Origin of the sequence: Bryocella elongata (assembly GCF_900108185.1) — a bacterium.
Lineage (GTDB): Bacteria > Acidobacteriota > Terriglobia > Terriglobales > Acidobacteriaceae > Granulicella > Granulicella elongata.
Window position 1 is genome coordinate 32,838 of the sequence record NZ_FNVA01000010.1, and the last position, 22,207, is coordinate 55,044.

The 22,207-nt window shown below is 55.4% G+C and carries 22 protein-coding genes; 19 read left to right on the plus strand and 3 right to left on the minus strand.

Annotation, left to right across the window (positions count from 1 at the left end; translation table 11 throughout):
• Window positions 1-12: 12 nt before the first annotated feature.
• Window positions 13-354: a hypothetical protein gene (locus tag C4S68_RS22155; protein WP_103935314.1), complete on the minus strand. Its 342-nt coding sequence runs from the start codon at window positions 352-354 to the stop codon at window positions 13-15.
• Window positions 355-472: 118 nt separating this feature from the next.
• Window positions 473-1,429: a LysR family transcriptional regulator gene (locus C4S68_RS22160; RefSeq protein ID WP_103935315.1), complete on the minus strand. Its 957-nt coding sequence runs from the start codon at window positions 1,427-1,429 to the stop codon at window positions 473-475.
• 280 nt (window positions 1,430-1,709) lie between these two features.
• Between C4S68_RS22160 and C4S68_RS22165 the strand changes: the two genes are divergently transcribed.
• The 16 genes from C4S68_RS22165 (at window position 1,710) to C4S68_RS22240 (ending at window position 19,104) form a co-directional block, all read left to right on the plus strand.
• Window positions 1,710-1,958, plus strand: coding sequence for a helix-turn-helix domain-containing protein (locus tag C4S68_RS22165; RefSeq protein WP_103935359.1), 249 nt, complete (start codon window positions 1,710-1,712; stop codon window positions 1,956-1,958).
• 112 nt (window positions 1,959-2,070) lie between these two features.
• Complete coding sequence (locus tag C4S68_RS22170) at window positions 2,071-3,237, plus strand: tyrosine-type recombinase/integrase (protein WP_160115286.1); 1,167 nt, start codon at window positions 2,071-2,073, stop codon at window positions 3,235-3,237.
• A gap of 493 nt (window positions 3,238-3,730) precedes the next feature.
• Window positions 3,731-4,042, plus strand: coding sequence for a helix-turn-helix domain-containing protein (locus tag C4S68_RS22175; protein WP_103935317.1), 312 nt, complete (start codon window positions 3,731-3,733; stop codon window positions 4,040-4,042).
• On the plus strand, window positions 4,023-5,285 hold the full coding sequence (locus C4S68_RS22180; RefSeq protein ID WP_103935318.1) for a type II toxin-antitoxin system HipA family toxin: 1,263 nt from the start codon (window positions 4,023-4,025) through the stop codon (window positions 5,283-5,285). Before C4S68_RS22175 ends, C4S68_RS22180 begins: the two co-directional genes overlap by 20 nt.
• Before the next feature lie 125 nt (window positions 5,286-5,410).
• Window positions 5,411-10,360: an ATP-binding protein gene (locus C4S68_RS22185; RefSeq protein WP_103935319.1), complete on the plus strand. Its 4,950-nt coding sequence runs from the start codon at window positions 5,411-5,413 to the stop codon at window positions 10,358-10,360.
• Window positions 10,361-10,619: 259 nt separating this feature from the next.
• Window positions 10,620-10,910 carry a hypothetical protein gene (locus tag C4S68_RS22190; protein WP_231581250.1) on the plus strand — a complete coding sequence of 97 codons (291 nt, stop codon included), beginning with the start codon at window positions 10,620-10,622 and terminating at the stop codon, window positions 10,908-10,910.
• A gap of 15 nt (window positions 10,911-10,925) precedes the next feature.
• On the plus strand, window positions 10,926-11,189 hold the full coding sequence (locus C4S68_RS22195) for a VirB3 family type IV secretion system protein (protein WP_103935320.1): 264 nt from the start codon (window positions 10,926-10,928) through the stop codon (window positions 11,187-11,189).
• Window positions 11,170-13,539 (plus strand): VirB4 family type IV secretion system protein, encoded by a 2,370-nt coding sequence (locus C4S68_RS22200; protein ID WP_103935321.1) that lies wholly within the window; start codon window positions 11,170-11,172, stop codon window positions 13,537-13,539. Before C4S68_RS22195 ends, C4S68_RS22200 begins: the two co-directional genes overlap by 20 nt.
• Window positions 13,540-13,561: 22 nt before the next feature.
• Window positions 13,562-14,407: a TrbG/VirB9 family P-type conjugative transfer protein gene (locus C4S68_RS22205; RefSeq protein WP_103935322.1), complete on the plus strand. Its 846-nt coding sequence runs from the start codon at window positions 13,562-13,564 to the stop codon at window positions 14,405-14,407.
• Window positions 14,408-14,409: 2 nt separating this feature from the next.
• Window positions 14,410-15,666, plus strand: coding sequence for a TrbI/VirB10 family protein (locus tag C4S68_RS22210; RefSeq protein ID WP_103935323.1), 1,257 nt, complete (start codon window positions 14,410-14,412; stop codon window positions 15,664-15,666).
• A 13-nt stretch (window positions 15,667-15,679) separates the two neighbouring features.
• Window positions 15,680-15,913 carry a hypothetical protein gene (locus C4S68_RS22215; RefSeq protein ID WP_103935324.1) on the plus strand — a complete coding sequence of 78 codons (234 nt, stop codon included), beginning with the start codon at window positions 15,680-15,682 and terminating at the stop codon, window positions 15,911-15,913.
• A 5-nt stretch (window positions 15,914-15,918) separates the two neighbouring features.
• Window positions 15,919-16,125 (plus strand): hypothetical protein, encoded by a 207-nt coding sequence (locus C4S68_RS22220; protein WP_146072279.1) that lies wholly within the window; start codon window positions 15,919-15,921, stop codon window positions 16,123-16,125.
• Window positions 16,126-16,149: 24 nt separating this feature from the next.
• Window positions 16,150-16,935: a hypothetical protein gene (locus C4S68_RS22225; RefSeq protein ID WP_103935326.1), complete on the plus strand. Its 786-nt coding sequence runs from the start codon at window positions 16,150-16,152 to the stop codon at window positions 16,933-16,935.
• A 12-nt stretch (window positions 16,936-16,947) separates the two neighbouring features.
• Window positions 16,948-17,217 carry a hypothetical protein gene (locus tag C4S68_RS22230; protein WP_103935327.1) on the plus strand — a complete coding sequence of 90 codons (270 nt, stop codon included), beginning with the start codon at window positions 16,948-16,950 and terminating at the stop codon, window positions 17,215-17,217.
• Window positions 17,218-17,241: 24 nt separating this feature from the next.
• Window positions 17,242-18,159, plus strand: coding sequence for a type IV secretion system protein (locus C4S68_RS22235; protein WP_103935328.1), 918 nt, complete (start codon window positions 17,242-17,244; stop codon window positions 18,157-18,159).
• Between the two features lie 162 nt (window positions 18,160-18,321).
• Complete coding sequence (locus C4S68_RS22240) at window positions 18,322-19,104, plus strand: VirB8/TrbF family protein (protein ID WP_103935329.1); 783 nt, start codon at window positions 18,322-18,324, stop codon at window positions 19,102-19,104.
• A gap of 56 nt (window positions 19,105-19,160) precedes the next feature.
• Here the strand turns inward: C4S68_RS22240 and C4S68_RS22245 are convergent, their stop codons facing one another.
• A complete protein-coding gene (locus tag C4S68_RS22245; RefSeq protein ID WP_235011797.1) occupies window positions 19,161-19,328 on the minus strand; it encodes a hypothetical protein in 168 nt (55 codons plus the stop codon).
• A gap of 29 nt (window positions 19,329-19,357) precedes the next feature.
• Here C4S68_RS22245 and C4S68_RS22250 point away from each other — a divergent pair, with 29 nt between their 5' ends.
• The 3 genes from C4S68_RS22250 (at window position 19,358) to C4S68_RS22260 (ending at window position 22,202) form a co-directional block, all read left to right on the plus strand.
• Complete coding sequence (locus C4S68_RS22250; RefSeq protein ID WP_103935330.1) at window positions 19,358-20,338, plus strand: CpaF family protein; 981 nt, start codon at window positions 19,358-19,360, stop codon at window positions 20,336-20,338.
• Between the two features lie 454 nt (window positions 20,339-20,792).
• Complete coding sequence (locus C4S68_RS22255) at window positions 20,793-21,164, plus strand: single-stranded DNA-binding protein (protein ID WP_103935331.1); 372 nt, start codon at window positions 20,793-20,795, stop codon at window positions 21,162-21,164.
• A gap of 87 nt (window positions 21,165-21,251) precedes the next feature.
• The gene (locus C4S68_RS22260) at window positions 21,252-22,202 is read left to right on the plus strand and encodes a RepB family DNA primase (protein ID WP_103935332.1); all 951 of its coding nucleotides are present in this window, start codon (window positions 21,252-21,254) and stop codon (window positions 22,200-22,202) included.
• The last annotated feature ends 5 nt before the right edge of the window (window positions 22,203-22,207 follow it).

The following is a 22,207-nucleotide window of genomic DNA, read 5'->3' on the forward strand; positions in this document are numbered from 1 at the left end:
CGATGTCACCTCCTACATCGACTGGCCGGTCAGGCTACCGATCCAACCGGCACCCCAACCGAGCACTCCGGCGCCGAACAACGCGCCGAAGAGTCCTGGAATTGCATCCTGGAACCGCCCACTCATCATGCGAATTCCCGCGAAAATGAGGCCGCCAAAGCAGATGACGGCCCCAGCGTATATTGCAAAGGTCTTAAACGTTCCCATGAGCGTTTGCGCCCCTGAGAAGTCCATCGTCCCTTGTGCGTGGGCAACGCCGGCACACGTGAGGGCGAAGAGCGCAGGCAGAAGCGTGCGTCCAACGTGGAGGAATCCCCGCGTAATCCGGTAACGACGATACGAGTTGAGTGACATAGGCAATCTCCTGATGGCTGATTTTGCTTCGCCATGTCACGGAAGGTAAGGTCAGGAGATCCGCAAAGTCCAAGACGTAATTTTTATAGTGCTCAAGATTCTGTTTATAGATAGGCAATCAACCGATAAGCGCGAGTTGCTTGGGATGGCGAACCGCAGCGGGTTGCGGCTGCTTGCGCTTGTTTCCGAGGCCGTGTTCATCGAGGTACTGCTCGATGAACATCAAGGCCATATGCCTGCGATCCTTTGGGGTAACGAAGGCGACATCTGCGGTCCAATGCAGGCCCGCTAATGGCCTCGTAATCAGCCCTGCATCAAGTGGCCAGAGTTGATCGATCAGGGCAAGTCCGTACCCCTGCTTGACCATTAGTTGTATGTCCGCCGGAGTTGCTGCGGAACTGGCGATGTTTAAAGGCACACCAACCTCCGCAAACATCTCCGAAAGACGTGTATGAGCCGCAGGGTGTAGTTCAGGATCGCGGAACACTTTGAGCCGTGATGCAACCTCGTGTATGTCCACCAAAGCCTCATTAGCGAGGGGATCATCCGAGCGCATACAGATCACAAGCGGCGAGTGCGCTACTTGTCGAACATTCCAGGTGTCCTTGTCGATAGGCATGGGGAGCAGAGCACAATCGAGAGTCCCGTTCTCGAGACGCTCCAGGTTGTGCTTTGTATTTCCGCTCGAAAGGTTGATCTCGCACTCTGGAAACATGGCTTGATAGGCAAGGCGGAAGTTGTCGAGAAGGAAGCCATTCACAAATGACGAGAAACCTATTCGGAGCAGAGGGACCGTTCCGTCATGAATGGCTTTCGCCATGCGGAAGGTCTCTTTCTTCTGTGGAAGGACGATCCTGGCCCATGCGAGCACGAACTCTCCGGCAGGCGTTGGATGGACCCCGTTGCGTCCATCGCGAATCAAGAGTGGATAGCCAATATCAGCCTCCACCATCTTGATCTGATGACTGACGGCAGGTTGTGATCGCAAGACATGCTCGGCTGCTTTGCTGAAGTTCTTGCGCTCTGCAATCGCAACCAAGTATTCCAGATGGCGAAACTCGACGATGTCTGACATGGCCCTAAGACTCCGCTGGCAGTGACGTCAAGACTCCACATCTCCCTCGGGGGGACGAGAGTCGATGTTGCTCCTTAAATCGTTCTACTAGGAACCGGATGCGTCAATTAGTTTCGTTTGCGTATCTGGATACCCAGACAGGTAACTAGGCACCAAATGGTTCCTACCTTGATCAGTCATCTATGCAAAAAACTTTGAGTGGTATTTATGAGAAGTATTGGACTCCTACAGAATCGAAAGGCACTCTGAGGACCGGGTATATCCCATAAGCGAGGTGTACATGCCTTCAGATCTGTATGGTATCGAGGACCAGAATGCTCCAGGCAAAAAGCCTCCCGCTTCTGCGGGAGGCTTCGTTCCAGAACGGCTGCTTGATAGTGATGAAGCAGCCAAAATTATGAACGTCCACCCCAAGACTCTCCAAAAGCTCGCGCGCAAAGGTATCGTGCGTGGGGTACATGTGGGGAAGCTATGGCGTTTCCGAGCCTCCACGATTGAGGATTGGATTCAGCGTCAGCTCGCCAGTTAATCCAAGAATGTCTCGACCTTTGCCCGGCGTAGCGATAGCCTAATAACAGCCATCCGTTGCGCCGAAGACAGGAGAGAAAATGTCTAGGCGGACACGGTATCAGAATGGAAGCGTGCAGCGCGAAAAGCGCCAGAGTGGACCTGATGTATGGGTCTTTCGCTGGTGGGAGCCTGGCTCTGATGGCGCGAACAAGCGGAGGAAAGCGATCGTGGGCAATGTGCTCACGTTGCCCACCGAAGCAATCGCACTCAGATCAGCTCGCGCGTTGCGCATCGACGCTAACGCACAAACCCCGCAGGCAGAGAGCGGGCCGGAAACAATCGCGGACTTGGTTGCTCATTATCGTCTCAAGGAATTGAACGAGGACAGCCACAGCCAAAAGTCGTTTCCGACACGAGCTGCCTATCAAAGCTATCTGGAAAACTGGATCTTGCCCCGTTGGGGTGGACTCAAGATGGACCAGGTAAAACCCGTAGCAGTCGAAGAGTGGCTGCGAGGGATCAAGCGGGCAAAAGCCACACGAGCCAAGCTACGGAATCTCATGAGCGCTCTTTTCAGTCACGCAATGCGTTACGAGTGGACGGATAAAAATCCGATCAAGCTCGTGCGCCAGAGCGCGAAGAGAGAGCGCGTTCCTGATGTTCTCGAACTGAGAGAGCTTCAGCTTCTTCTCACCAAGCTCGACACGCGCGAACGCACACTAGTTCTGTTGGCTGCTGCCACAGGACTACGCGTAAGTGAGTTGTTAGGGATTCGATGGGCAGATGTGGACTTCGACAGCCTTGAACTTCGTGTGACTCGATCCATATGGCATCAGAAGATCGGAGACTGCAAAACGGAAGCCTCGGCCAAGCCGGTTCCACTCGACGGCTATATGGCAGAGGATTTGCTTCAGTGGCGAAAGAGGAGTCCCTATCCGTTGCAAGAGGATTGGGTCTTCGCCAGCCCGACCATGAAGGGAGAACAACCCTATTGGCCGGACAATTTGATGAAGCGGTACATCAAGCCGATCGCGAAGGCGAACGGCATCTACAAGAACATCGGCTGGCACACATTCCGCCACACTTTCGGCACGCTGCTGAAGGCGAACGGGGAAGATGTGAAGACGGTACAGGAGCTTTTACGGCACGCGAACAGCAGGATCACACTGGACGTGTATACCCAGGCAGTGGGCTCCAATAAGCGCGCCGCACAAAGCAAGGTTGTAAGGATGATGGTTCCCGGCGTGGGTCAGAAAGCGGGTGAGATGGACCCGCAGAAAGCTCAGGTTGGAGCTTAATGGACCCTTATTGGACCCTGATTTGCTTGTCACTTAGGTCCCATATATTCCGTAAGTCTTTTGGAATGTATGGCGGGGACGACGGGGCTCGAACCCGCGACCTCTGCCGTGACAGTGAGCCTAAAACCCGTAACTTATAGAAACGCCGGGCAATGGGTGGCTCCAATAGGCCCTAAAAGGTACACCGAGGAACCGTTATTGTGTCCATGTTGTGCCCTCAAAGTTTCCCCAAAACGCTCCTAAACCCTTCAAAATCGACCTGAGACCTCTGCCGTCCTGCGGCATTATTCGCGTTTTCCACCCCTCTCCTCTGCCTGATATCGGCAGAGGCTCCGCAAAATGGAAATCGAATAGAAGGCGAACCCCCGCTCCTGAAAAGCGAAGAGAGTACGAAATGGGCACAATTGCGCCCTTGTTTTTGCATGTTTCGGCAAACGTGGGCACAAGGGCGCAAACATAACTTTAGACATATAATTCTCCATGGGTATACCTCATGGCATATATTCAGGGACAGGTTCGAATAGCACGGGAATCGAAAGGCCTCACCCAGGCCGATCTCGGTTCGCGCATCGGTCAGCCCCAAAGCGCGGTTTCCCGTATCGAGCGTGGCGGCGACCTCCGTGTCTCCACTCTGCTGGAAATGGCCCGCGTTCTGGAAATGGAACCCATGCTGATCCCGAAGCAGCTGGTTCCAGGCGTGCAGGCTCTTGTCGGCCACGCCATGGGCCGGAGCGGGGTTCCTGCCTCAGACGTAAATATTCCCTTGGTAGGCGGAGCGCCGGAAGATGCCGAAGACAGCGAATAATACGAATCGGCCTTCGGTACTGGAAGTGCGCCTCGCAGAAACCCTGGTGGGTACCATCACTAATCTGCCGAACGACCAGAACCTCTTCGTCTTCGATTCGGCGTATGTCGCCGATGCGGACCGTCCCGTCCTAAGCCTGAGCTTTTACGATGCGTACCGCAATCCGATTACGAACGTTCGCCCCGTGACGCGCCGGTTGCCGCCATTCTTCTCCAACCTTCTTCCCGAAGGCGCACTGCGGCAGTTCATTGCCGAGCACGGCGAAGTCAACGCACAGCGAGAATTCTTCCTGCTCTGGCTGTTGGGAAACGATCTTCCTGGCGCTGTGACGGTGCGCGATGCGGAGGGCCGCACCCTGCCCCCGTCGGAAAAGAATCCCACCGTCGCCCGCGCGCGCACAGGCCGGGACGTACTGCGATTCTCCTTGGCGGGCGTGCAGTTGAAACTCTCCGCCATCGGAAACCCGCACCGTCAGCTTTCCATCCCCGCCTCCAGCGTGGGCGGCCATTGGATTGTCAAACTGCCGTCGCACGCGTATCCGGGGCTACCGGAGAACGAGTTTTCCATGATGGAGTTTGCGCGTGCAATAGGGATTCAGGTGCCCGAAATCGGGTTGATTCCACTGGACAAGATTCCCGGCATTCCGGAGCCCTGGCAGCAGCTTGAAGGAAACGCGTATTACATTCGGCGATTTGATCGTGGTTCTCATGGCAAACGCATCCATATCGAGGATTTCAATCAGCTCTATGGCCAGTTCCCGGAAGCCAAATACAAGAACTACAGCTATACGAATATGGCTAACGATTTATGGCGTTTGACGGATGAGACACAGTTCGCCGAGTTCATTCGTCGGCTCATCTTCAACGTGGCCATTGGCAACAACGATATGCACCTGAAGAACTGGTCTCTTATCTACGCGGACGGACATACGCCACGGCTCGCTCCCGCTTATGATTTCGTATCGACCGTCCGCTATATCGCCGACGACCGGCTGGCGCTCTCGATTGCTAAAGAAAAATCCCCGCAGGAGTTGAACATCGAGTTGTTGCAACGTTTTGCCCGCAAGGCGCAAGTCCCGAGCAAGCTGGTTCTTGATACCGCCAGAGAAACCGCCGACAAAATGATGAGCGTCTGGCCGGTACTTCAGAAACAGCTTCCGCTGGACGAAGCGGCACGATTCAAAGTCACAACCCACATGGAATCAATTCCCCTCCTACGTGAAGCGATCCAACCTCTGTCGTAATACTATTGTCAGTCGTGACGTATTCTCCAGTTCCGAAAACCAACAGCAGTAACAATGCTGCTTGAAACAACAATGTGCTCTCATAGTCCGGTTTAACGTTTCACTCATGAACGAGGTGAATTGCCATGGCAGAGTTCCAACACTCAGGTGAGGTGGTTGGCACAACCAGCTTTATAAGTACACTGCCTCAGGTAGAGGGACGTGAAATCAGTCGAGACAATATCCTCCAGACCCTCGAAACCATGATTGACGGCAGAGATATCAAATCCGTTCACCTGGAAGGGGCGTCCGGATCCGGCAAGTCGATATTGCTTGCGCAATTCGCAAAAACCCGAAAAGATCGCGCCGTATCCGTATTTGCCAAACGGAGTAGCTGGTTCACCTATGATCCGGGCTTTCTGCTCCACGATCTTGCAGCTCAAATGTATTGGTTGATCGAAAGGAAAGAACCGCCATTCACGGAAGAAATTACAGACGCCACCTTTCGTAGCCTCTTGTATAAGCTTCGAACCTATAGCATTCGTTTAGGCAAGCCGCTTGTGCTCATCCTCGATGGACTCGCAGAGATACCGGAAGAACAAAGCGATCTCAAGGATTTGCTGATATCCAAACTGCCTCTTGGACTGGACTACATTAAGCTACTTACGTCCGTTTCCAAGTCGGAATGTGGAGTAAGCTCAGGCGCTAAAGAATGGCTCGTCCCCGCGTTCTCTACTGAGGAAACGCTAGCCTATTTCGACGGGAAACTATCATCCGACAAAGCTCGTGTAATACACGCGACTTGCGGAGGCGCACCGGGCTATCTGTCAGGAATTAGGCGGCTGCTTGATACTGGTCTCACCGAAGAAAGACTCTTATCGATCCTACCAGCCAGCCTTCCCGATATCTTCTCTCTTGAGTGGCGCTCGGTAGACGAAGCAGATGTCCACTTGATAGATGCACTGGCCTTACTTGCTCACGACTCTAATAAGCATAGCCTGAGCAAATTGGCTATCTTCTCGCAGACGTCTGTTGGCAACCTCCGATCCTCGCTTAGCCGCCTGCGCTTCGTGAGCCTCCCCACAATTGATTCTGGCGACGTGGACTTTGTATCCGAACCTTTCCGAGAATTTGTGGCAGGGAAGCTTTCATCGCTGCGGGACAAGATAACGCAAAGAATCATCGATAAGCTGTCAAGCGATCAAGACAGCATCGACTCAGTTGCTCTTTTGCCCTCATACCTGAAACAGGCTGGACACAATAGGAAGTTACTGCAATATCTCTCTCCAGAACGATTCGCTAAATTAATCGACTCGCAGCATGAAATAAGTCCCGTCCGTCAAAAAATTACTCTTGGACTTGAAACTGCCCGCGAACTAAAGAGCTACAGCGAAATGATGCGCTTCGCAGTCCAGGCATCCGCACTCTCCGAGTACTCTGGCTTTACTGCGTCCCGTTCCGAAATCGCGGCCCGTATGCAACTACAAGACGAAGCCTCTTGCATCGCTTTGGCCCAGGCTGCCGTCCTGATAAACGATCGGCTGAGATTATTTGCCGTCATAGCGAAGCTCAAACGCGAGCGCGGGGAAAGCTTGCAGCCAGATCTATTGGCAGAAATAGAGTCGCTTTTCCAGCGAGCTGACTGGAAAGAGTTTGATCCAAGCGCTTTGAACGACCTTGCGGCAGATCTGGTCTATGTTCGGCCAGAACTAGCAACCCAGGCTCTTGAACGGGCGACCTCTCAAAATAAGACCGGATCGATGAGGCTAGATTTCGCTCTCGCTTCAGCATCGATGGCAGCAGAAACCAGCCAGGACAGCACCGCTAAAGACAATGCTCAACGGCTTCGAGCGGCGATCAAGAATCCGCGATTCCTGTCGATGTTTAATGCCCTTGCGTCGATCATGCGCGGTGTAGATGCAGCTGAGATCATCGATAAAGTCCGGGAGCTTAATACAATCAAAGAGCAGCTCTATTTGCTACGGCAATGGAGCCTTCACTCCCGCGCAAAGGACGGCGCCTATGCTGTGGTCTCTTTTGCCCTGGATATTGCGATTAGGGCGACCGAATATACTCCGACTGCCACTGATTTCCGAGAACTCGCAGAGTCGCTGAGAAGCCTCATCGATCCTCAGCAAATAGTAGATCTGATTCGCCGCTTTGATGCTCAACATGCTTCAGTTGAAGCTGTCGGACCCACCACCGATTATCACTATCTGCAGATGTTGCTCGCACTTGCAGAGGCAAAGGTCGACAATACAGCAGCAGCCAACAGATTGGTTGAATCTTATTCGTCAATATTGCAGATCAAGGATCTCGCCGTAAGGACAGCGTGCCTAGCACGACTATTGGATCTTCTTCCCTTGGTGGACACCGAAGGGAAGATTCGAAAACGTGAGGGGTTGGAAGAGCTGGCATTGCAATCCTTTGAGACTAGTCTAGATGCACTGCTCCGCTCAACAGCGGATCATACCTATGCAACAAGAGACATCCTAGCTGCTCTTGTCCCGCGCAATGTCCCTCTTGCACTCAAGGTTGCCTTGACATTGAATGTAGCGAACCGGCGAGATGATGCCTTGAGTTGGCTTGTTTCTGCCTTACTTCGCGTGCAAGCAGAATATCTAGATCTCACAAATATAAATAAAGTCATCGAGTCTTTCTATGATCCTGACGATGCGGAAGTGGCAGTTTGTGAAGTTCTCGAGCGGATTAGAAACCATGATTCAGAGCCTATAAATCGATCTGGCTTGGATCAAGCAATATTATTCTTGGCAGGCGCGGCGTTGCAATTCAAAGATGCCGATCGCCAGGTGAGGGCCTGCTGTGCAGCTCTCTTGTGTTTGAGGCACTTCAACGTAACCAGCTCTGATCGACTAAAGCAATCCCTGCAAGAAAGGATGCTAAGTGCATGGGAGCGATTGAGTTTGGACGAAGATAAGGTATCGCTTGGCTTTACTGTTTCTGCTCGTTTTGCATCAGCAGATCGCGATATGGCAGATATCTGGCTGAAACGGGCGGAGGCGTGCAGATCGAGTCACACAATCTCATCCTCCTCTGATCCATACAGGCATTGTTTATTGCTGCTCTCCCGCAGCTACATGGGACTCGTTCTGAAGCGCTTGGACCAGCGAGAGGACTTAGACGTCTTAAACCGTCTAATTGCGCGTATACCGTCTCTTACAGAGCAACTGATCCTCTGGACTGACGTGGCTCTGCGCATTTTAAGTTGCGGAAAGCTGACCGAAGCGCAAGCAATTGTCAAAGACCAAGTTCAAAAACGATTGGCTCACTATCAGGTGGACACGTGCGAGCGGTACAGCGCCCTCATAATTACTCTGCCGCTCCTTTACCACACGAGCAGAGTCACAGCGATCGGGCTAATGAGAGAACTGCCGCCATCGTGGTTGAATAGCGCTGTTGCGCAGACGGTTAATTTCATTATCAAGAAAAAGCCAGCATGGGATCCATTTGAAACAAAGCATCATCATGTGTTTGCACTCACGATAGATGAGATGTTTGATCTATGTGATTTGGCGATGCGAGCAACTGTAGATACGACAATCTATTGGATACTTAGCACTGTAGCTGCCTCGTTACAAACCAAGGAGGCCAAAAGGACGATTACCAGCAACCAAAGGCTGGACGTAATATCCAAATTGATAAACATCCGGGATCAGAGGTTCCCGACACCGCAGTTTATTCAGCACATGGGCTACCACATCCTGTGCTCAATCGAGATCACTCAACTTGAGCGTTTTTCTAAAGATAGGTGGGAGGCTGTTCTGACGCAGGCTATCGGCATACCGAACGTAGCTGACCGCTGCCTCGTGCTCGCCTACCTTGCGGGTATGCTTTCGAAGCATGACAGGAATTGGGCCACATCTATTCTGAAGGACTGTGAGTCATACGCCGAGGAGATCCCGTCTGCTCTGGACAGAGCTCAGCGGCTTCAGACGATGGCGCGTGAGGCATACGACTTTGATAAGGTGCTCGCGAAGGAGTTATATACGCGGGCATTGCTAATGACCGCGAGCGATACGGCACCGGAGTACGATGACGTCCGGCGTGACATCATCGATTCTGCACATCAGGTCAATCCGGAGCTGGCCACAAGTATTGCTTCCGCAATGGATGATGATTACGCCAGGCGTGCAAAGCGCGGCGTCTCTTCGAGAATAGAGCTACTTGATTTGCGCCGGCAATTGATGGAGCAACGGGACGAGACCGAAGAGCTTCCCCCGGTTGCGAAAAGACGTCTCTCAGAAGCGAGCTGGGGCCTCTTAGGTTCGTTGAATTCGGGCCGGATTGTGCCCCTAAAGATAATGCTCACGCGAGCCTACCTGGAACATGCAGCTGCTCTACCGTTTAGTTCCGCATTCTCAATTTATTCATACACAATAGAGAACGCCATTCGGAGACCTCAGGAGCGCGCCGAAGAGAAGAGGAGCCTTCGTGGACTTTATCGATCCATTTCTGTTTCGGCTGACCTGTTCTATTTCCTCGCCGAACGAAGTGCAACCAGCTTACCCAGTCAACCCCCATTGTTGACTGAGGATAGTAGGTCTTTCTGTTACGTAGACCCCGACCAACGCGAAAAGGCACTCAATTACATCAGGCAGTGGTTGACCTCTGTGGAAGGCCAAGAGCTAGTCATTCACGATCCGTATCTAATGCCAAGTGACGTGGGGACCATTCTGCAAATGGTTTTGGAGACTAAACCCGAACTCGCTTTGACATTCATCACGTCGAAGGTAGGTCTTCAACGTGCGCGTTTTGTAGCTCCATTTGCAGATCAGTTCCGGTCCACATGGACAGAAACGTCCTCTCAATCTGCTCCCATGACGAGAATCGTAGTCGTTGCGGTTGGCGCAGAAGGTGATCCGCTAATCCACGACCGCTGGTGGTGCTGCGGAAAGACCGGTCTAGATTTTGGAACCAGCTTCAATAGTCTCGGTGTCGACAAATCGACAAAGATTCGCGTGATGCCCGAGGATGAGGCTGCTCAGGCTATGTACCGGCTACGAAATATCGCCGCAATGACCACCCGGCATACGGGAGATAAGAGGGTTGTTTACGAAAGCGTAGACCTCGAGTAATAGGCCCGCCTTCATAGAAGGTTTAGAGGATCGACTATTCCATTTCGTAATGACCGAACTCTGTTTCGTTATTGGACGCGATGGACAGGAGGATCTTAGCTTTGCGCCATGCTGACACCGAGTCAGCGGAGGTGCAAAGATGCTCAGAATCCGCCGCGCAGTCTGGTTGGGAAAACCCCTCAACCGGTCTTTCAATCGCCCCACTAAATGGTGGGCAATCCCCCTCTCAAAGCAATCCCTGCGCCACGCTCTTCATGTGATGGGACCGACGCTTACTGCACTCGTCTTTGCGGGTGTCGGAAGCGGCGTCGCTCATGCTCAAGGAACGATGGACTTCTCTGGCGCTCAAACGCTGATGACAACCTTCAAAACTTTCGCAATGTACGCTGGGGCCGTTATCTGCCTTGGAGGGCTCATTTTTGCGGGAATTCGCATGATGAGTGGACGGTTCCAGGACGCGATTCCAGGCCTTTTCGGCGCGCTTTTCGGCGCTGGAGTGCTCGGTTGGGGAGCCGGATGGATAGGCAGCCTGACCGGACAGTCGATGTAGGAGGTGACATCGACCATGACCAAGCGAGGAGAGCCGTTACCGATCAATCAGGCGCTGAATCGACCGAGGGCCAAGCTTGGTCTCGATCTTACAGCATGGATGGCGATCCTATTCGTCTGCGTGACGGTTTTCCTCGTTGGGTTTCGCCTGCTGGCGATGATGGCTTTCCCCACGCTTGCCGTGGGCTCATGGCTCATCATCCGCAAACACCCAAAGATGTTCCAGCTCTGGGGCCTAAGCCTCAACCAGAAGAGCTACTATGACCCGCGCAAATACTGAGCAAGCCAAATTCGTTCCGTGGTTCGCCAAGGCCGGAGCCGCGTGCAGCATCGTTCCGATTGCACGCTTCATCGGGCCAAATATCTTCGCCCTGAAGGGCGGCGGATATGGATGCCTGTTCACGCTGACCGGCATCGACGAAGAGGGCTTGACCGACCAGGAATTAGAGTCGCGCATGCGCTCGATTGAAGGTGCACTGCGCGGCCTGCCAGAAGGTTCATGTCTCTATCAGTACTCCCGTGTCATGTCGGGCTATGAATTGCCGCGACAGAAGCAGTACAGCAATCCCGTCACGCAGGTTTTCGTGGACGACCGGCTAACCTTCCTTGAGAAGACCGCAGGCTTTCGACGCATCGACCTTCATTGGTGCCTCACGTTGGAGGCTTCGAAGCTGAAAGCGTTCGAGCGCAAGCCGCAGGAGAACGTCGCAGATAGCTCGCGGATGCTCGCAGAACTACAGAAAGCCGCAACGATCCTTGGAGGTCATCTGGGAAGTTTGTTGGGGCTACGATTGCTCGACAAGGCGGACGCATTCCAATTCTTTTCGTACCTCTTCAATCTCGAAGAGTGGGCCTCACAAGCGCAGCTCCGCGACGATGCGGGTGTGGACCGGCAGATTGTCAGGAATCCCGTTGCATGGCATAGCGATCATTTACGCGTCGGTAAAAGGTATGTGCAGATGTATTCCCTCAAGACGACGCCAGAGGCATCGCGGCCCTGCCTCTTCTCCGGCTTGCTGGCACTGGATTGCGATAGCGTGCTGTGCTCGACATGGCGCCCCAAGTCCACCACCGCGGCCCGCAGCGAGATCGACGCGCAGGAAAAGTTCATCTCGTTTTTCAAAGTGGGTGTTCTGACGCGAGTAATGAGCGGGCGCGATACTGCTTCGCTTGACACAGGCGCGGGTGCGAAGGCCGCTAACAGCAGTGTCGATGACTTGAGCCTGGTCATCCGCGAGTTGGACAAGAAGACGCAGGGAGAATACTCGCTGCGCTTGATGCTGGCGGCCAACAGCGCCGACCAGCTACGCGATACCGCGCCCGCTGTGCATCGGATCTTCGTCGATGCACGCGCCCAGGTGATCGAGGAGACGCTTGGCAATCTATGCGCCTTCTATGCCATGTTCCCCGGCAACGGCAAGTTCAATGTCTTTCCGATGTGGCTCAGTGAAGAACATCATGCGCGGTTGTCCTCTGTGTTCGCTCCGCACATCGGCCACCCGCACTCTGAAGACCTGGACTCCGAGTACCTGAATGTCTTCGAGACACGCACACGGACGCCGTTCTTCCAAGATGTGTACGTGGAGGGCGTGCGGGTCTCGCTCATCATCGGACCTACAGGTTCAGGCAAGAGCGTGATCGGCAATGCCACCGTTGCGCTTGAGCAGAAGTATGGTGGCTTTACGTACATCTTCGACATCGGCGGCAGCTATGAAAGCGTGGTCGAGTTGTACGGCGGTCGTGTTGACCGCATCGGCAAAGATGGTCCCCGTGTCGCCCTCTTTTCTCTGGAGCCGACCGAGGCCAACATCAAGTTCTTGTATTCGTTTATCAAGCTGCTCTTGACCAACGGCGGCGCGAAGCTGGAACCAGAAGACGACGACGTGATCCACAAGGCCGTGCAGGACATCTACCTGCTCGACCCAGAAAACCGCCGTCTCTCCAATCTCTTCTTGCCGAAGAAGCTTGACAGGTATCTCTCAAAGTGGGTTGGGCGAGGCGTCTACAGCGCCATCTTCGACAACGTCGAAGACAGCCTCTCGCTCTCGCGTGTGCAGTGCTTCGACTTCCAGGGCGTCAATAACGCGCAATATGCCGACCTGATTGAGCCGCTGATGGTGTGGTTATTACGGCGCATCAACGATGTGCTCTATGACTCTGCCAATCTCGGCGTACCCAAGCACATCCTCATCGAAGAAATCTTCAGCTCTATGAAGAATCGGCAGTTGCTTGAAGGCTCTCTCGCGTCCATCAAGACCGTCCGAAAGAATCTCGGCGGCGTCACCATGATTGGACAGTCTGCGGAAGACTTGGGCGAGAACGCCGATTCCATTGTGAACTCCTGCACGTCGTTCTTGTTTCTGAAGGATGCGACCTTCAACCGGAAACGGTATGCGGAGCTGTTCAAGATGACAGAACAGCAGCTCGCACTGTTTGAGAGCTTGCAGGACCGCGAAGCACTCTACATGCGCCGTGACGGCCTCACCAAGGTTGTTCGCCTCAATCTCGACGGTCGCAGCTATGCGACTTTCTCCACCAAGCCCAAGGACCGGGTGCGCCGGTCGAAGCTGATCGCCAAGTACGGACTCACCGAGGGCATCACGCGGTTCGCCCAGGGTGAGATCGCCTAACCACCGAAAGGAACAGAGAGCAATGAAACCACCCTTCCTTATCTTCGTCGCCAGCAGTCTCGCCCTAGTTGCCTCCGCTGCCTCTGCCTCCGGCCCTGGTACTTCCGACGCAAAGCATCTACAAGCGAACGCGCCACGCGCCATCACCGTGTCCGAGACGGACACGCCGCCTGTGGTCCGTGCCGGACTTTTGCAATCGACCCTCATTCTGCTTCCCGATCAGGAGAAGGTTGCGAATGTCTTCGCTGGAGATACCGTCGATTGGGTATTCGATGGCGGACGCGTTGCATCGCGCTTCATCAGCATCAAGCCGAAGCTTGCGAACAGCACCACCGACGTTCACATCGTTTCCGATCACGGCAACGAGTACACCTTGCAGTTGCGTGAGGTCTCCGGCGACGACGATCCCCACTTCGACTCCAAGATCTTCATTACACCTGGCGACAAAGCCGCCAAAGACCGGCTGGCCGAACTGCCTGTCTTCGTTCCCGCCGCCGAACTGGACAAAGCGAAGCAGGAAACCGCAGCCGCAAAAGCAGCCGAAGCCGCAACCTTGAAGGCTGAGCAGAGTAAAGAGGAAGCCTACCGCAGTCAGTACCCCGGCTCACTCCACTTTGACTACACGTGGGACAAGCCGAAGGGCAAGGAGCTTGGCTTGCAGGCAATCTGGCGCGATGACAAGTTCACCTACCTGCGCGGGCAGTTTCAGGAGACGCCTGCCCTGTACGAGGTGAAGGACAAGAAGCCATCGCTTATCAACTTCGATTTCGCGAATGGCCTTTATACCGTGCCCAAGAAGCTGGATAACGGTTATCTCGCCATCGGCAAACAGAAGGTTGAGTTTCACCGTACCGAGGAAGCGAGGTAGTCATGCCGGAGCCCAATCAGAATCTCCCTGCGACCGTTCCCGAACAACCGGAAAGCAAGCCCCCACTGCGGAAGAGTATGCCGGTCGTTATCGCCCTAGTTGTCATCATCGGGATTATCGGAATCTCCAATCTCTCCAGCCTGTTGAGCGGCAACAAGAGGAATGCGCCAGCCAGCGCCCTGCCCATGCGTCCGGCAGCGCCGAACGCACAGCAGGTCAACAGCTTTGAGTCGCAGCAGCAGTTGCAGGCGCAACGCGATGCCGAGGCGCGGCAGCATCAGCGGGAGCTGAATGCTGCCCTCCAACAGTTGCAGCAGACGGAAGGTGCGCCCGGCCCGGAGGCCGCAGGAGCCCCGCCCATGACCGCTGCGCAGCGTTCTGCGATCTATGGTGACAGTCCAAATGCCCCGCAGCGGACTTCGAATATGTCGCAGGCCCAGGCCGAAGCCAAACAGAAGCAGCTCGCCAAAGAGAAGCAGCAGCAGGACGCCATCAATAGCGACACCGTTGCGATTGATTTCGAGCGCACCAGTCCGGCAGCCACGGCGGGGGCCGCGCAGGAGACGGCTGCTGCCGCAGCCGGCGGCGCGGCTCCAGCAAAGTCAGCCAGCGTAGATGCCAAGAAAGACAGCAAAGGCAATGCGATGGCTGGGTATGACTTCGATACCTACGATGGCCGTCTGTATCGCATCTTCGAGGGCACGGTATTGGAAGGTGTCGTGACCAATCATATTGACGGGGGTTTCAGCGGCCCCATCATGGTGTCGCTGACGACTGACCTGTATTCCCACGATCATCAGCAGCTTCTCTTGCCGCAAGGCACACGTTTGCTTGGTTACGTGCAAAGCGTCGGCAATGCGCAGCAGCGCAAGATGTTCGTTACCTTCCACCGCGCTATCTGCCCCGATGGGTTCTCGCTGGAGTTCGCCAAGTACATCGGCCTTGACCAGATCGGCACGACCGGACTTGCCACCAAGGTAGACCACGGCTACTTGCAGGCGTTCGCAGCCGCTGCTGCCATCGGCGGCTTAGGCGGCTTGGCGCAGATCGGAAATGGCGGAAGTGTTCTCGATCCTTCGGTACAGATTCGGAATGGCATCTCCGAGCAGTCTGCCGTGGAAGGCGAGCAGGTTTTGAATCACTTCCTCAATCGCCTGCCCATCATCACGCTCAAGGAAGGTTCCCGCGCTCGCGTGTACATCGGCACTGATCTGTTGATTCCAGCCTATGCGGAGCATCGCGTCGATCCCACGCTATAGAGAGGAGCCTGCCATGAATGACCGTTATGACCATCTGCTCCGCAAATCGCGCGATGCCAAGCACGGCGGCCATGACGCATGGGCCGTGCAGTCCACCGGCGAAAAGGTAGCCGTGGCGTTCGTCCTCAATCGTGCCGATTGGTTGGCCGAGATCGATTACACGATCCCCGAAGCGATTGAACGCAGCGGGCCCGAATGGCTCGCGATCATTCCGCAGGTTGCACGGCAACTTGCAGAGGAGGAGTGAAGGCCATGCAGAGAGTCGGCGTCCATCGCTTTTGCCAGGTCTCCGGAATTCTCTCCGCCGTTGTGCTCGCCCTGCTGCTGGTGGGTACAACCTCCGGTAGAGATGCGCTTGGGTGGATCTACCTCCAGTCCGCCGAAGCGATTACAAACGCAACCCACATCCGCACTTTTCCCCTGGACAGGTTGGACCCGACCTGCCCGCAGTGCATGTAGTTCAACCCAATGACAGGAGGGTTTATGAAACTCACTCTCAGCAAGCGTCGCAAGTGGCTTATCGGAGGCGCGGCGGTGTTGCTCACAGCAACTCCCAGCTTCGCCTTGTTCGGCATCGGTGACATTGTGTTCGATCCCACCAGCTATGCCAGTCTTGTATCGCAACTGACGACTCTTCAGACGCAATACAACATGCTGAAGAACAACATTACGCACTTCTCGGCCAAGCAGCAGTGGCAGACGACGCTGCATGCTCTTGAGAACGTGAACGTCGCCAATATGTTCGGCGAGACAGCGGGTATGAGCATTGCGCTCAATACCAATTCGCCGGGTGCATCGAGTACGGCATGGAAGGCGGCCACCGTCACCATGAACGGCAGTGCGCCGACTTACCTCGCCAGCCAGTCTCTCGGCAGCTCCCGCAGCTCGCAACTGGCGATGATCGAGACGGCCGATTCGGTCTCTCCCGACTGCCTTACCGCCGTGGGCCAGTACCGCGCCGCACGCAGCGAGAATGCTACGGCGAACAGCTCGCTTCTGTCGCAACAGTTCGACGGTGGCGACAGCACCAACAGTGAGGTACAGCAGCTCAATCTCCTGAATGCCGCCGAGGCGCAGAGATTGAGCGAGATGCAATCACAAGGCACGTTGCACGCCTGCCTTGCTTCGCAGATGACGGTCGCGAACATGGAGCGTCGTAACGCCCACGTCGAAGACCTCAACACCGCCGTCTTCGTCCAGCAGCAACGTTCCGTCAACGACACCAGCGCCGCCAACGAAAGCGGCACCTGGGATAGCTATCTGCCCTAAGCGGAGACCGCGATGTTGAAAGCGATCAATACCAAAATCCTGCTCGCCATCCTCGCGGCTCTCACCGCGATTGGTGGCGCGCTCACCTACCAGCGGCACGAGGCGGCGAAAGCCGCCGCTGCCGCCGCCAAAGCTGCGGCCATCCTCCAGCAACAGCAGAAGGAAGCCGAGGACCGCAAGGCCGAGGATGAGGCGTTCCGGCAGCGTGTCGAAGCGGCCAAGAAGAAGCACAACTCCGCTGCCGCACATGAAGGCAAGAGCTGGCAGAAGTACATCCCGTAACTGTGACCGAGGGAGAGTAGCGATATGGTTTCCGTGGCGTTGTTAGCACAAGCACTGCCGAGCACAAGTTCCGGGGTCGATTGGCTCTATCAGTTCACCAACAACCTGACCAATCTCACCACGCAGAATGGCGGCGCACTCTCGCAACTGGGATTGACGGAGCTGGCCTGCATCTCTCTCTTCACGCTCATCAGTCTGGTCATTAACTGGAATACCACCAGCATGACGTTTCGCTTTCACGCTCAGCCGGTCCACGCAGGCGATCTCGTCAACTTCCTGTTGCGACTTATCATTTGCTGCCTGCTTGAGAACTACTGGGTGAACCCTTTCCCCGGCGCGAGCTTCGGCATCAACCACTTCTTCTCGTACATCGCGCAGGCGATGGTGGCGGCCTTCGACCAGCATTCGCTCGATAATCTCCTGCAGCTCTTCAAAACGGCTGGCGATAATACCGCGATGCCGTCGCTCACGGCTCCGGTGCAGATCCTTTGCTACTTCGTTGTGCAAGCACTTCTCGGCATCGCGTCCGCCATCCTGTTTGTCATCAATTGCAGCGCCTTCATCCTCTATGGCGTGACGGCTCTATTTGGTCCCGTCTTCATCCCTTTGCTGATGACCAAGACCTTTCGGGCAAAGTTCTTTCACTTCCTTGACGTGCTGATTAGCTTCGCCATGATTCGCGCTGTCGCAGCGGCGTTCATCTTTGTTTGGGGCGGCTTTATGAACGCCTTTATCCAGCAGACATTCAACGGAACTTACTCCATGGAAATGTGGCTTGCGAACCTCATTCCGTGCATCATGGTATTCGTCGCATTCATCGTGAACATGCTCTTCATTCCGAGCATGACTCAAGCAATCTTCGGTGGGGCGGCTGGAATGGCTGAAAGCATCACGAAAGTTGCTGGCACGGCTGCATCGTTAGGAATGTCAGGAGGAGGATAAGGCCCATGTTCGACTACGCCCTACAAGTCATATTTGTTCGTCGCATATTGCGGCTGCGGGTCGTCAGATTGGCGATTGTTCTCATCCTTCTCGGTTCTGCTGTAGCCGGAGTTATCTACACCTACGTGATTTTGCAAGCGGTTGAGCAAAGGAGCCATTCCCATGTCCACACGCACAGTAGTCCATGAGCAACACCTAACGCCGGAGCAAGCATTGCTCACGGATCAGATTGGCAATGAGGTCTACGCCTCACATTATGCTGAGCGCAAAGCCTACCGCATCATCCTCACCTGTGGAACAGTCCTGCTTTGCGGCTCCATGTGGCTCAATCTCTCGCTGGCCCGCCGTCCACTGGTAAACCGCTACATCCGCATCGACGAGATGGGGCGCGCCCAGGCGATCCAGTACAGCGATTTGAGCTACAGCCCGCGCGAGGGAGAGGTACGAACCTATCTCACCGATTGGGCGAACTACCGCTACACGATCAGCCGCGACACCATCGCCAAGAAGTACCCCCTCAACTACTACTTCCTGTCCGGCAATCTCGCTTCGCAGTTGATGACAGAAGACAATGCCAACCACCTTGTTTCTCAGGTGGTCGGCGGCCAGATCGAGCAAAGCGATGTGGAGGTGAAGAACGTCACCATCACGTCCATGTCGCAAGAGACCGTGCAAGGTGCTTTGATGGCGCGTGGCACGGCATTGCTGGCGTTCGATAAGCTGTATTCTCCCAGCCACTCGCATCAGCCGAGGGCCGAGCACTGGATGCTCAGTCTGACCTATTATCTGAATCCCAAACAGGTCAGCGACCAGGCCAAGATTTACCCGCAATATGAGTTCATCAATCCATTGGGATTGACCATCACCGAGTTCCACGAAAACCGCGTCTCGGTTGATCCCATTACTCGCGGCACCGTCGCAACGACCGATGGGGGAGTTCGATGAGACTTCCTGGCAAAGCATCATCCACGCGACCCTGCCAGCCGGGACCAGTGGTTGCGCTATTTAGAAGGTGTGAGGTTTTCCTGCGTCACCTTGCGAACCTCGCGCAATTCGTCGAGTCCCATGCGTTCGAGGATGGCTTTGGCGCGCTTCTTTGCTCGGGAGCGGCTGGCCTTGGTCATCAGTTCGTTGGCGATACTGTCGTACGAGATGGTCTTGATTGCCATAGCGTCCTTTCTGGCGGGTTGGTGGTTCGATGAGCTTCGATCTGATATTACCGTTCTTTCCCGACGAGCTGCGAACGCTCTTGTTGGACCCGTCCATCTCCGATCTCATGATTAACGGGACCACCGGCGTCTACGCGGATCGTGGCGGCGTGGTGGAGCATATCGTGCTCTCCACTCCCTACTCCAACGACCGCTTGCAAGCAGCCATCGAGCGTGTCGCCCGCCTGCTTGGACAAGACCTCACCAGCCAGAATCCCATCCTCAATACCCGCCTGCCGGACGGCTCCCGAGTCGCCGTCGTCGGCTCGCCATCATCCATCAATGGTCCGACGTTCACGGTACGGAAATTCAACCGCTGGTTTACCTCCGATGAGCTGATTGCATCGGGCAGTCTGCCGGTGGAGATCCGAGATGTTGTTGTCGGCTTCATTGGAGAGCGGAAGAACGGCATCATCAGCGGTGGAACTGGGAGTGGGAAGACGACTTTGATGAAAGCCTTGCTCGACCATGTGCCGATGCAGGAACGGCTCATCGTCATTGAGCAGCCCGCCGAGCTAAAGATAGCCCATCCGAACGCCGTTCGATGGGAAGCAGTTGAGGCCATTCCAGGTCAGGTTGCCGTGACTCCAAGCCAGCTTGTTGCCGCCGCACTGCGGCATCGTCCCGACCGCATCATCATGGGCGAGATACGCGATGAATGCGGCTATGACTTGCTGCAAGCGATGAACACGGGGCACGGTGGAACGCTCTCCACCATCCATGCCAAGAGCGCGTGGGACGCGCTGAATCGGCTCTCCGATCTCGCTCTAAGCGCGCGACCGAATCTCAACCATTCTTTCGTGCGTTCGGAGACTGCCGAGGCCATCGACTTTGTTCTGTACTGCGAGCGCGACCATGCGGGCCGACGCAGGGTACGCGAGCTGATTCGTGTGACGGGTTACAGCCACGCGGATCAGTCCTTCCAGACCGAGGAGATCTATCGCGCTCCCTCTGCGGCAGCGGCGGCTTGAGACGCGGATGGAACAGGAATCGTTATGGTGCTTCTCACCGATATCCCGGCGCTGAATCTCTCGACCAGAACGTGCGCTCCTGAGCATGGCACAGGCAGCTTCGAGACATTCGGTTTCGGCGCTGACTTGCGGCTCTTTGCGCAGCTCTTGGTGGGGACGAGTGAACCATTCTTGCCAGTACATGGCATCCCCAGGAAGCGGATGAAGAGGATTGTTCAGGCGGGTGTCTCCCATAGCTATCCCGCTTTCTGCACGGTCACTGCTTCGGGGTCATACCGACGCCCGGCGGCAGGCTCGTTCTTCTGCTTCGGCTGGCGCCGCCTTCGGTTACGGTTTCCATCTACGACGGACCCTCCGTAAATGCAGAACTTCGGCCTTGGGAGTCGGACCCACTCGCTAGGCTCCGCCAGGTGTGACCCGAGCAGATCGGGAATTTCAAAACGGAGACACAATCATGTACCTGAACAAAGCAATCCTCATGGGCTTCCTCGGCGGCGATGCCGTCGTTCGTACCGGCAAAAACAACAAGCAGTTCACCACGCTCTCCCTTGCAACCAAGGAGTCCTATAAGGACAAAGAGAACGGCAAGTACAACGAGCGCACGGAATGGCATAACCTCATCGTCTTCGGCAAGCTGGCCGAGTTCGCCGGCAAGCTCAAGAAGGGCGCTCACATTCAGATCGAGGGCAAGATTCAGCACTCCGAATACAAGGGCGTGAAGACCGACACGATCCGGGTGACTTCGATCCTCAAGCTCGATCGCGCAGAGCGGGTTGCCGCCGAGGAAGAGTTCGATGAGACCTTCGAGGAGGACGTGGCCGCATAGGCCATTTCCTCCATGCCGAAGCCCGGTGAAAGCCGGGCTTCTCTTCTGCTAAAGGCCCGAACGTTCCCACTCGCAAGAGGTGCCGCGATGAGTCAGATTGCCGCTACTTTTCTCCGCCGTTGTTTTGCCCCGGAAGAGACTATAGCCCTCCTGCTGCGGAGTCAGGATGGATCAGCTCCTATGCAGCGGGTCGTGCGAGTGGAACAGGTGCTAGAGAGCCGGTATATGGCGTGGCTCTCATATGAAAACCAGCATGGCCGCAACAACATCTACGTCGCTGCCAATCCGCTTCGCCCCGGCAGCCGCAAGCGCACAAAAGAGTGCATTGCATCCGTCCGCCATCTCTATCTCGATATCGACACGGATGGGGATGTCCGGCTCGCTGCGCTTCGGGCATCGGAGTTGGTGCCACCGGCGACCTCGATTCTCTCGACATCGCCCGGCAAGTATCAGGTGCTTTGGCGCGTCGAAGGCTTCGACCTTGTACAGCAGGAACAGATGCTCAAGCTCCTCGCCCTCGCCTTCGGAGGCGATCCAGCTTGCACTGACTGCAACCGTGTTCTGCGTGTCCCCGGTTTACTGAATAGGAAGTACGATCCGCCTTACAAAGTCACCGTCGAATATCCCGACGATTCCGTCTGGACTCCGAATGACTTCCAGCTTGAGGCAGGCGCGGTCGATGCGATGCTTCCCGGCAATACGTCCGGCTACAGAAATCCTCCGCTGAAGCACAGCCACTCGGAATCGGATTGGGCGTGGGTTCTGCATGAGCTTGCTCAGGGCAAAGATGCCGTAACGCTCACGCATGAGCTGGCTTCGCGCCGCTCCGATAAGCCCAATCCTCTCTACTACGCGCAGCGCACTATCGACGTGGCTTCCGCCCGTCTCTGGCTCATCGAAGGCAGCAGTCTTGGCGACATCATCGCGATGCTCGAAGCCCGGCGTTGCAGTGAGATTCCCGCCGCAGTTTGCTCCGCTCGTGCTCGGGAGATTGCGACCACAGCACAACACATGATCGCCAACAGAAAGTCCGCTTGATTTCA

Bases quoted from the DNA above. Each gene is read 5' to 3' on its own strand.
- C4S68_RS22160 (WP_103935315.1), bottom strand. From the start codon at position 1,429: ATGTCAGACATCGTCGAGTTTCGCCATCTGGAATACTTGGTTGCGATT.
- C4S68_RS22225 (WP_103935326.1), top strand. From the start codon at position 16,150: ATGAAACTCACTCTCAGCAAGCGTCGCAAGTGGCTTATCGGAGGCGCG.
- C4S68_RS22195 (WP_103935320.1), top strand. From the start codon at position 10,926: ATGACCAAGCGAGGAGAGCCGTTACCGATCAATCAGGCGCTGAATCGA.
- C4S68_RS22250 (WP_103935330.1), top strand. From the start codon at position 19,358: ATGAGCTTCGATCTGATATTACCGTTCTTTCCCGACGAGCTGCGAACG.
- C4S68_RS22165 (WP_103935359.1), top strand. From the start codon at position 1,710: ATGCCTTCAGATCTGTATGGTATCGAGGACCAGAATGCTCCAGGCAAA.
- C4S68_RS22200 (WP_103935321.1), top strand. From the start codon at position 11,170: ATGACCCGCGCAAATACTGAGCAAGCCAAATTCGTTCCGTGGTTCGCC.
- C4S68_RS22235 (WP_103935328.1), top strand. From the start codon at position 17,242: ATGGTTTCCGTGGCGTTGTTAGCACAAGCACTGCCGAGCACAAGTTCC.
- C4S68_RS22220 (WP_146072279.1), top strand. From the start codon at position 15,919: ATGCAGAGAGTCGGCGTCCATCGCTTTTGCCAGGTCTCCGGAATTCTC.
- C4S68_RS22190 (WP_231581250.1), top strand. From the start codon at position 10,620: ATGGGACCGACGCTTACTGCACTCGTCTTTGCGGGTGTCGGAAGCGGC.
- C4S68_RS22245 (WP_235011797.1), bottom strand. From the start codon at position 19,328: ATGGCAATCAAGACCATCTCGTACGACAGTATCGCCAACGAACTGATG.
- C4S68_RS22205 (WP_103935322.1), top strand. From the start codon at position 13,562: ATGAAACCACCCTTCCTTATCTTCGTCGCCAGCAGTCTCGCCCTAGTT.
- C4S68_RS22180 (WP_103935318.1), top strand. From the start codon at position 4,023: ATGCCGAAGACAGCGAATAATACGAATCGGCCTTCGGTACTGGAAGTG.
- C4S68_RS22215 (WP_103935324.1), top strand. From the start codon at position 15,680: ATGAATGACCGTTATGACCATCTGCTCCGCAAATCGCGCGATGCCAAG.
- C4S68_RS22230 (WP_103935327.1), top strand. From the start codon at position 16,948: ATGTTGAAAGCGATCAATACCAAAATCCTGCTCGCCATCCTCGCGGCT.
- C4S68_RS22240 (WP_103935329.1), top strand. From the start codon at position 18,322: ATGTCCACACGCACAGTAGTCCATGAGCAACACCTAACGCCGGAGCAA.
- C4S68_RS22175 (WP_103935317.1), top strand. From the start codon at position 3,731: ATGGCATATATTCAGGGACAGGTTCGAATAGCACGGGAATCGAAAGGC.
- C4S68_RS22185 (WP_103935319.1), top strand. From the start codon at position 5,411: ATGGCAGAGTTCCAACACTCAGGTGAGGTGGTTGGCACAACCAGCTTT.
- C4S68_RS22260 (WP_103935332.1), top strand. From the start codon at position 21,252: ATGAGTCAGATTGCCGCTACTTTTCTCCGCCGTTGTTTTGCCCCGGAA.
- C4S68_RS22255 (WP_103935331.1), top strand. From the start codon at position 20,793: ATGTACCTGAACAAAGCAATCCTCATGGGCTTCCTCGGCGGCGATGCC.
- C4S68_RS22210 (WP_103935323.1), top strand. From the start codon at position 14,410: ATGCCGGAGCCCAATCAGAATCTCCCTGCGACCGTTCCCGAACAACCG.
- C4S68_RS22155 (WP_103935314.1), bottom strand. From the start codon at position 354: ATGTCACTCAACTCGTATCGTCGTTACCGGATTACGCGGGGATTCCTC.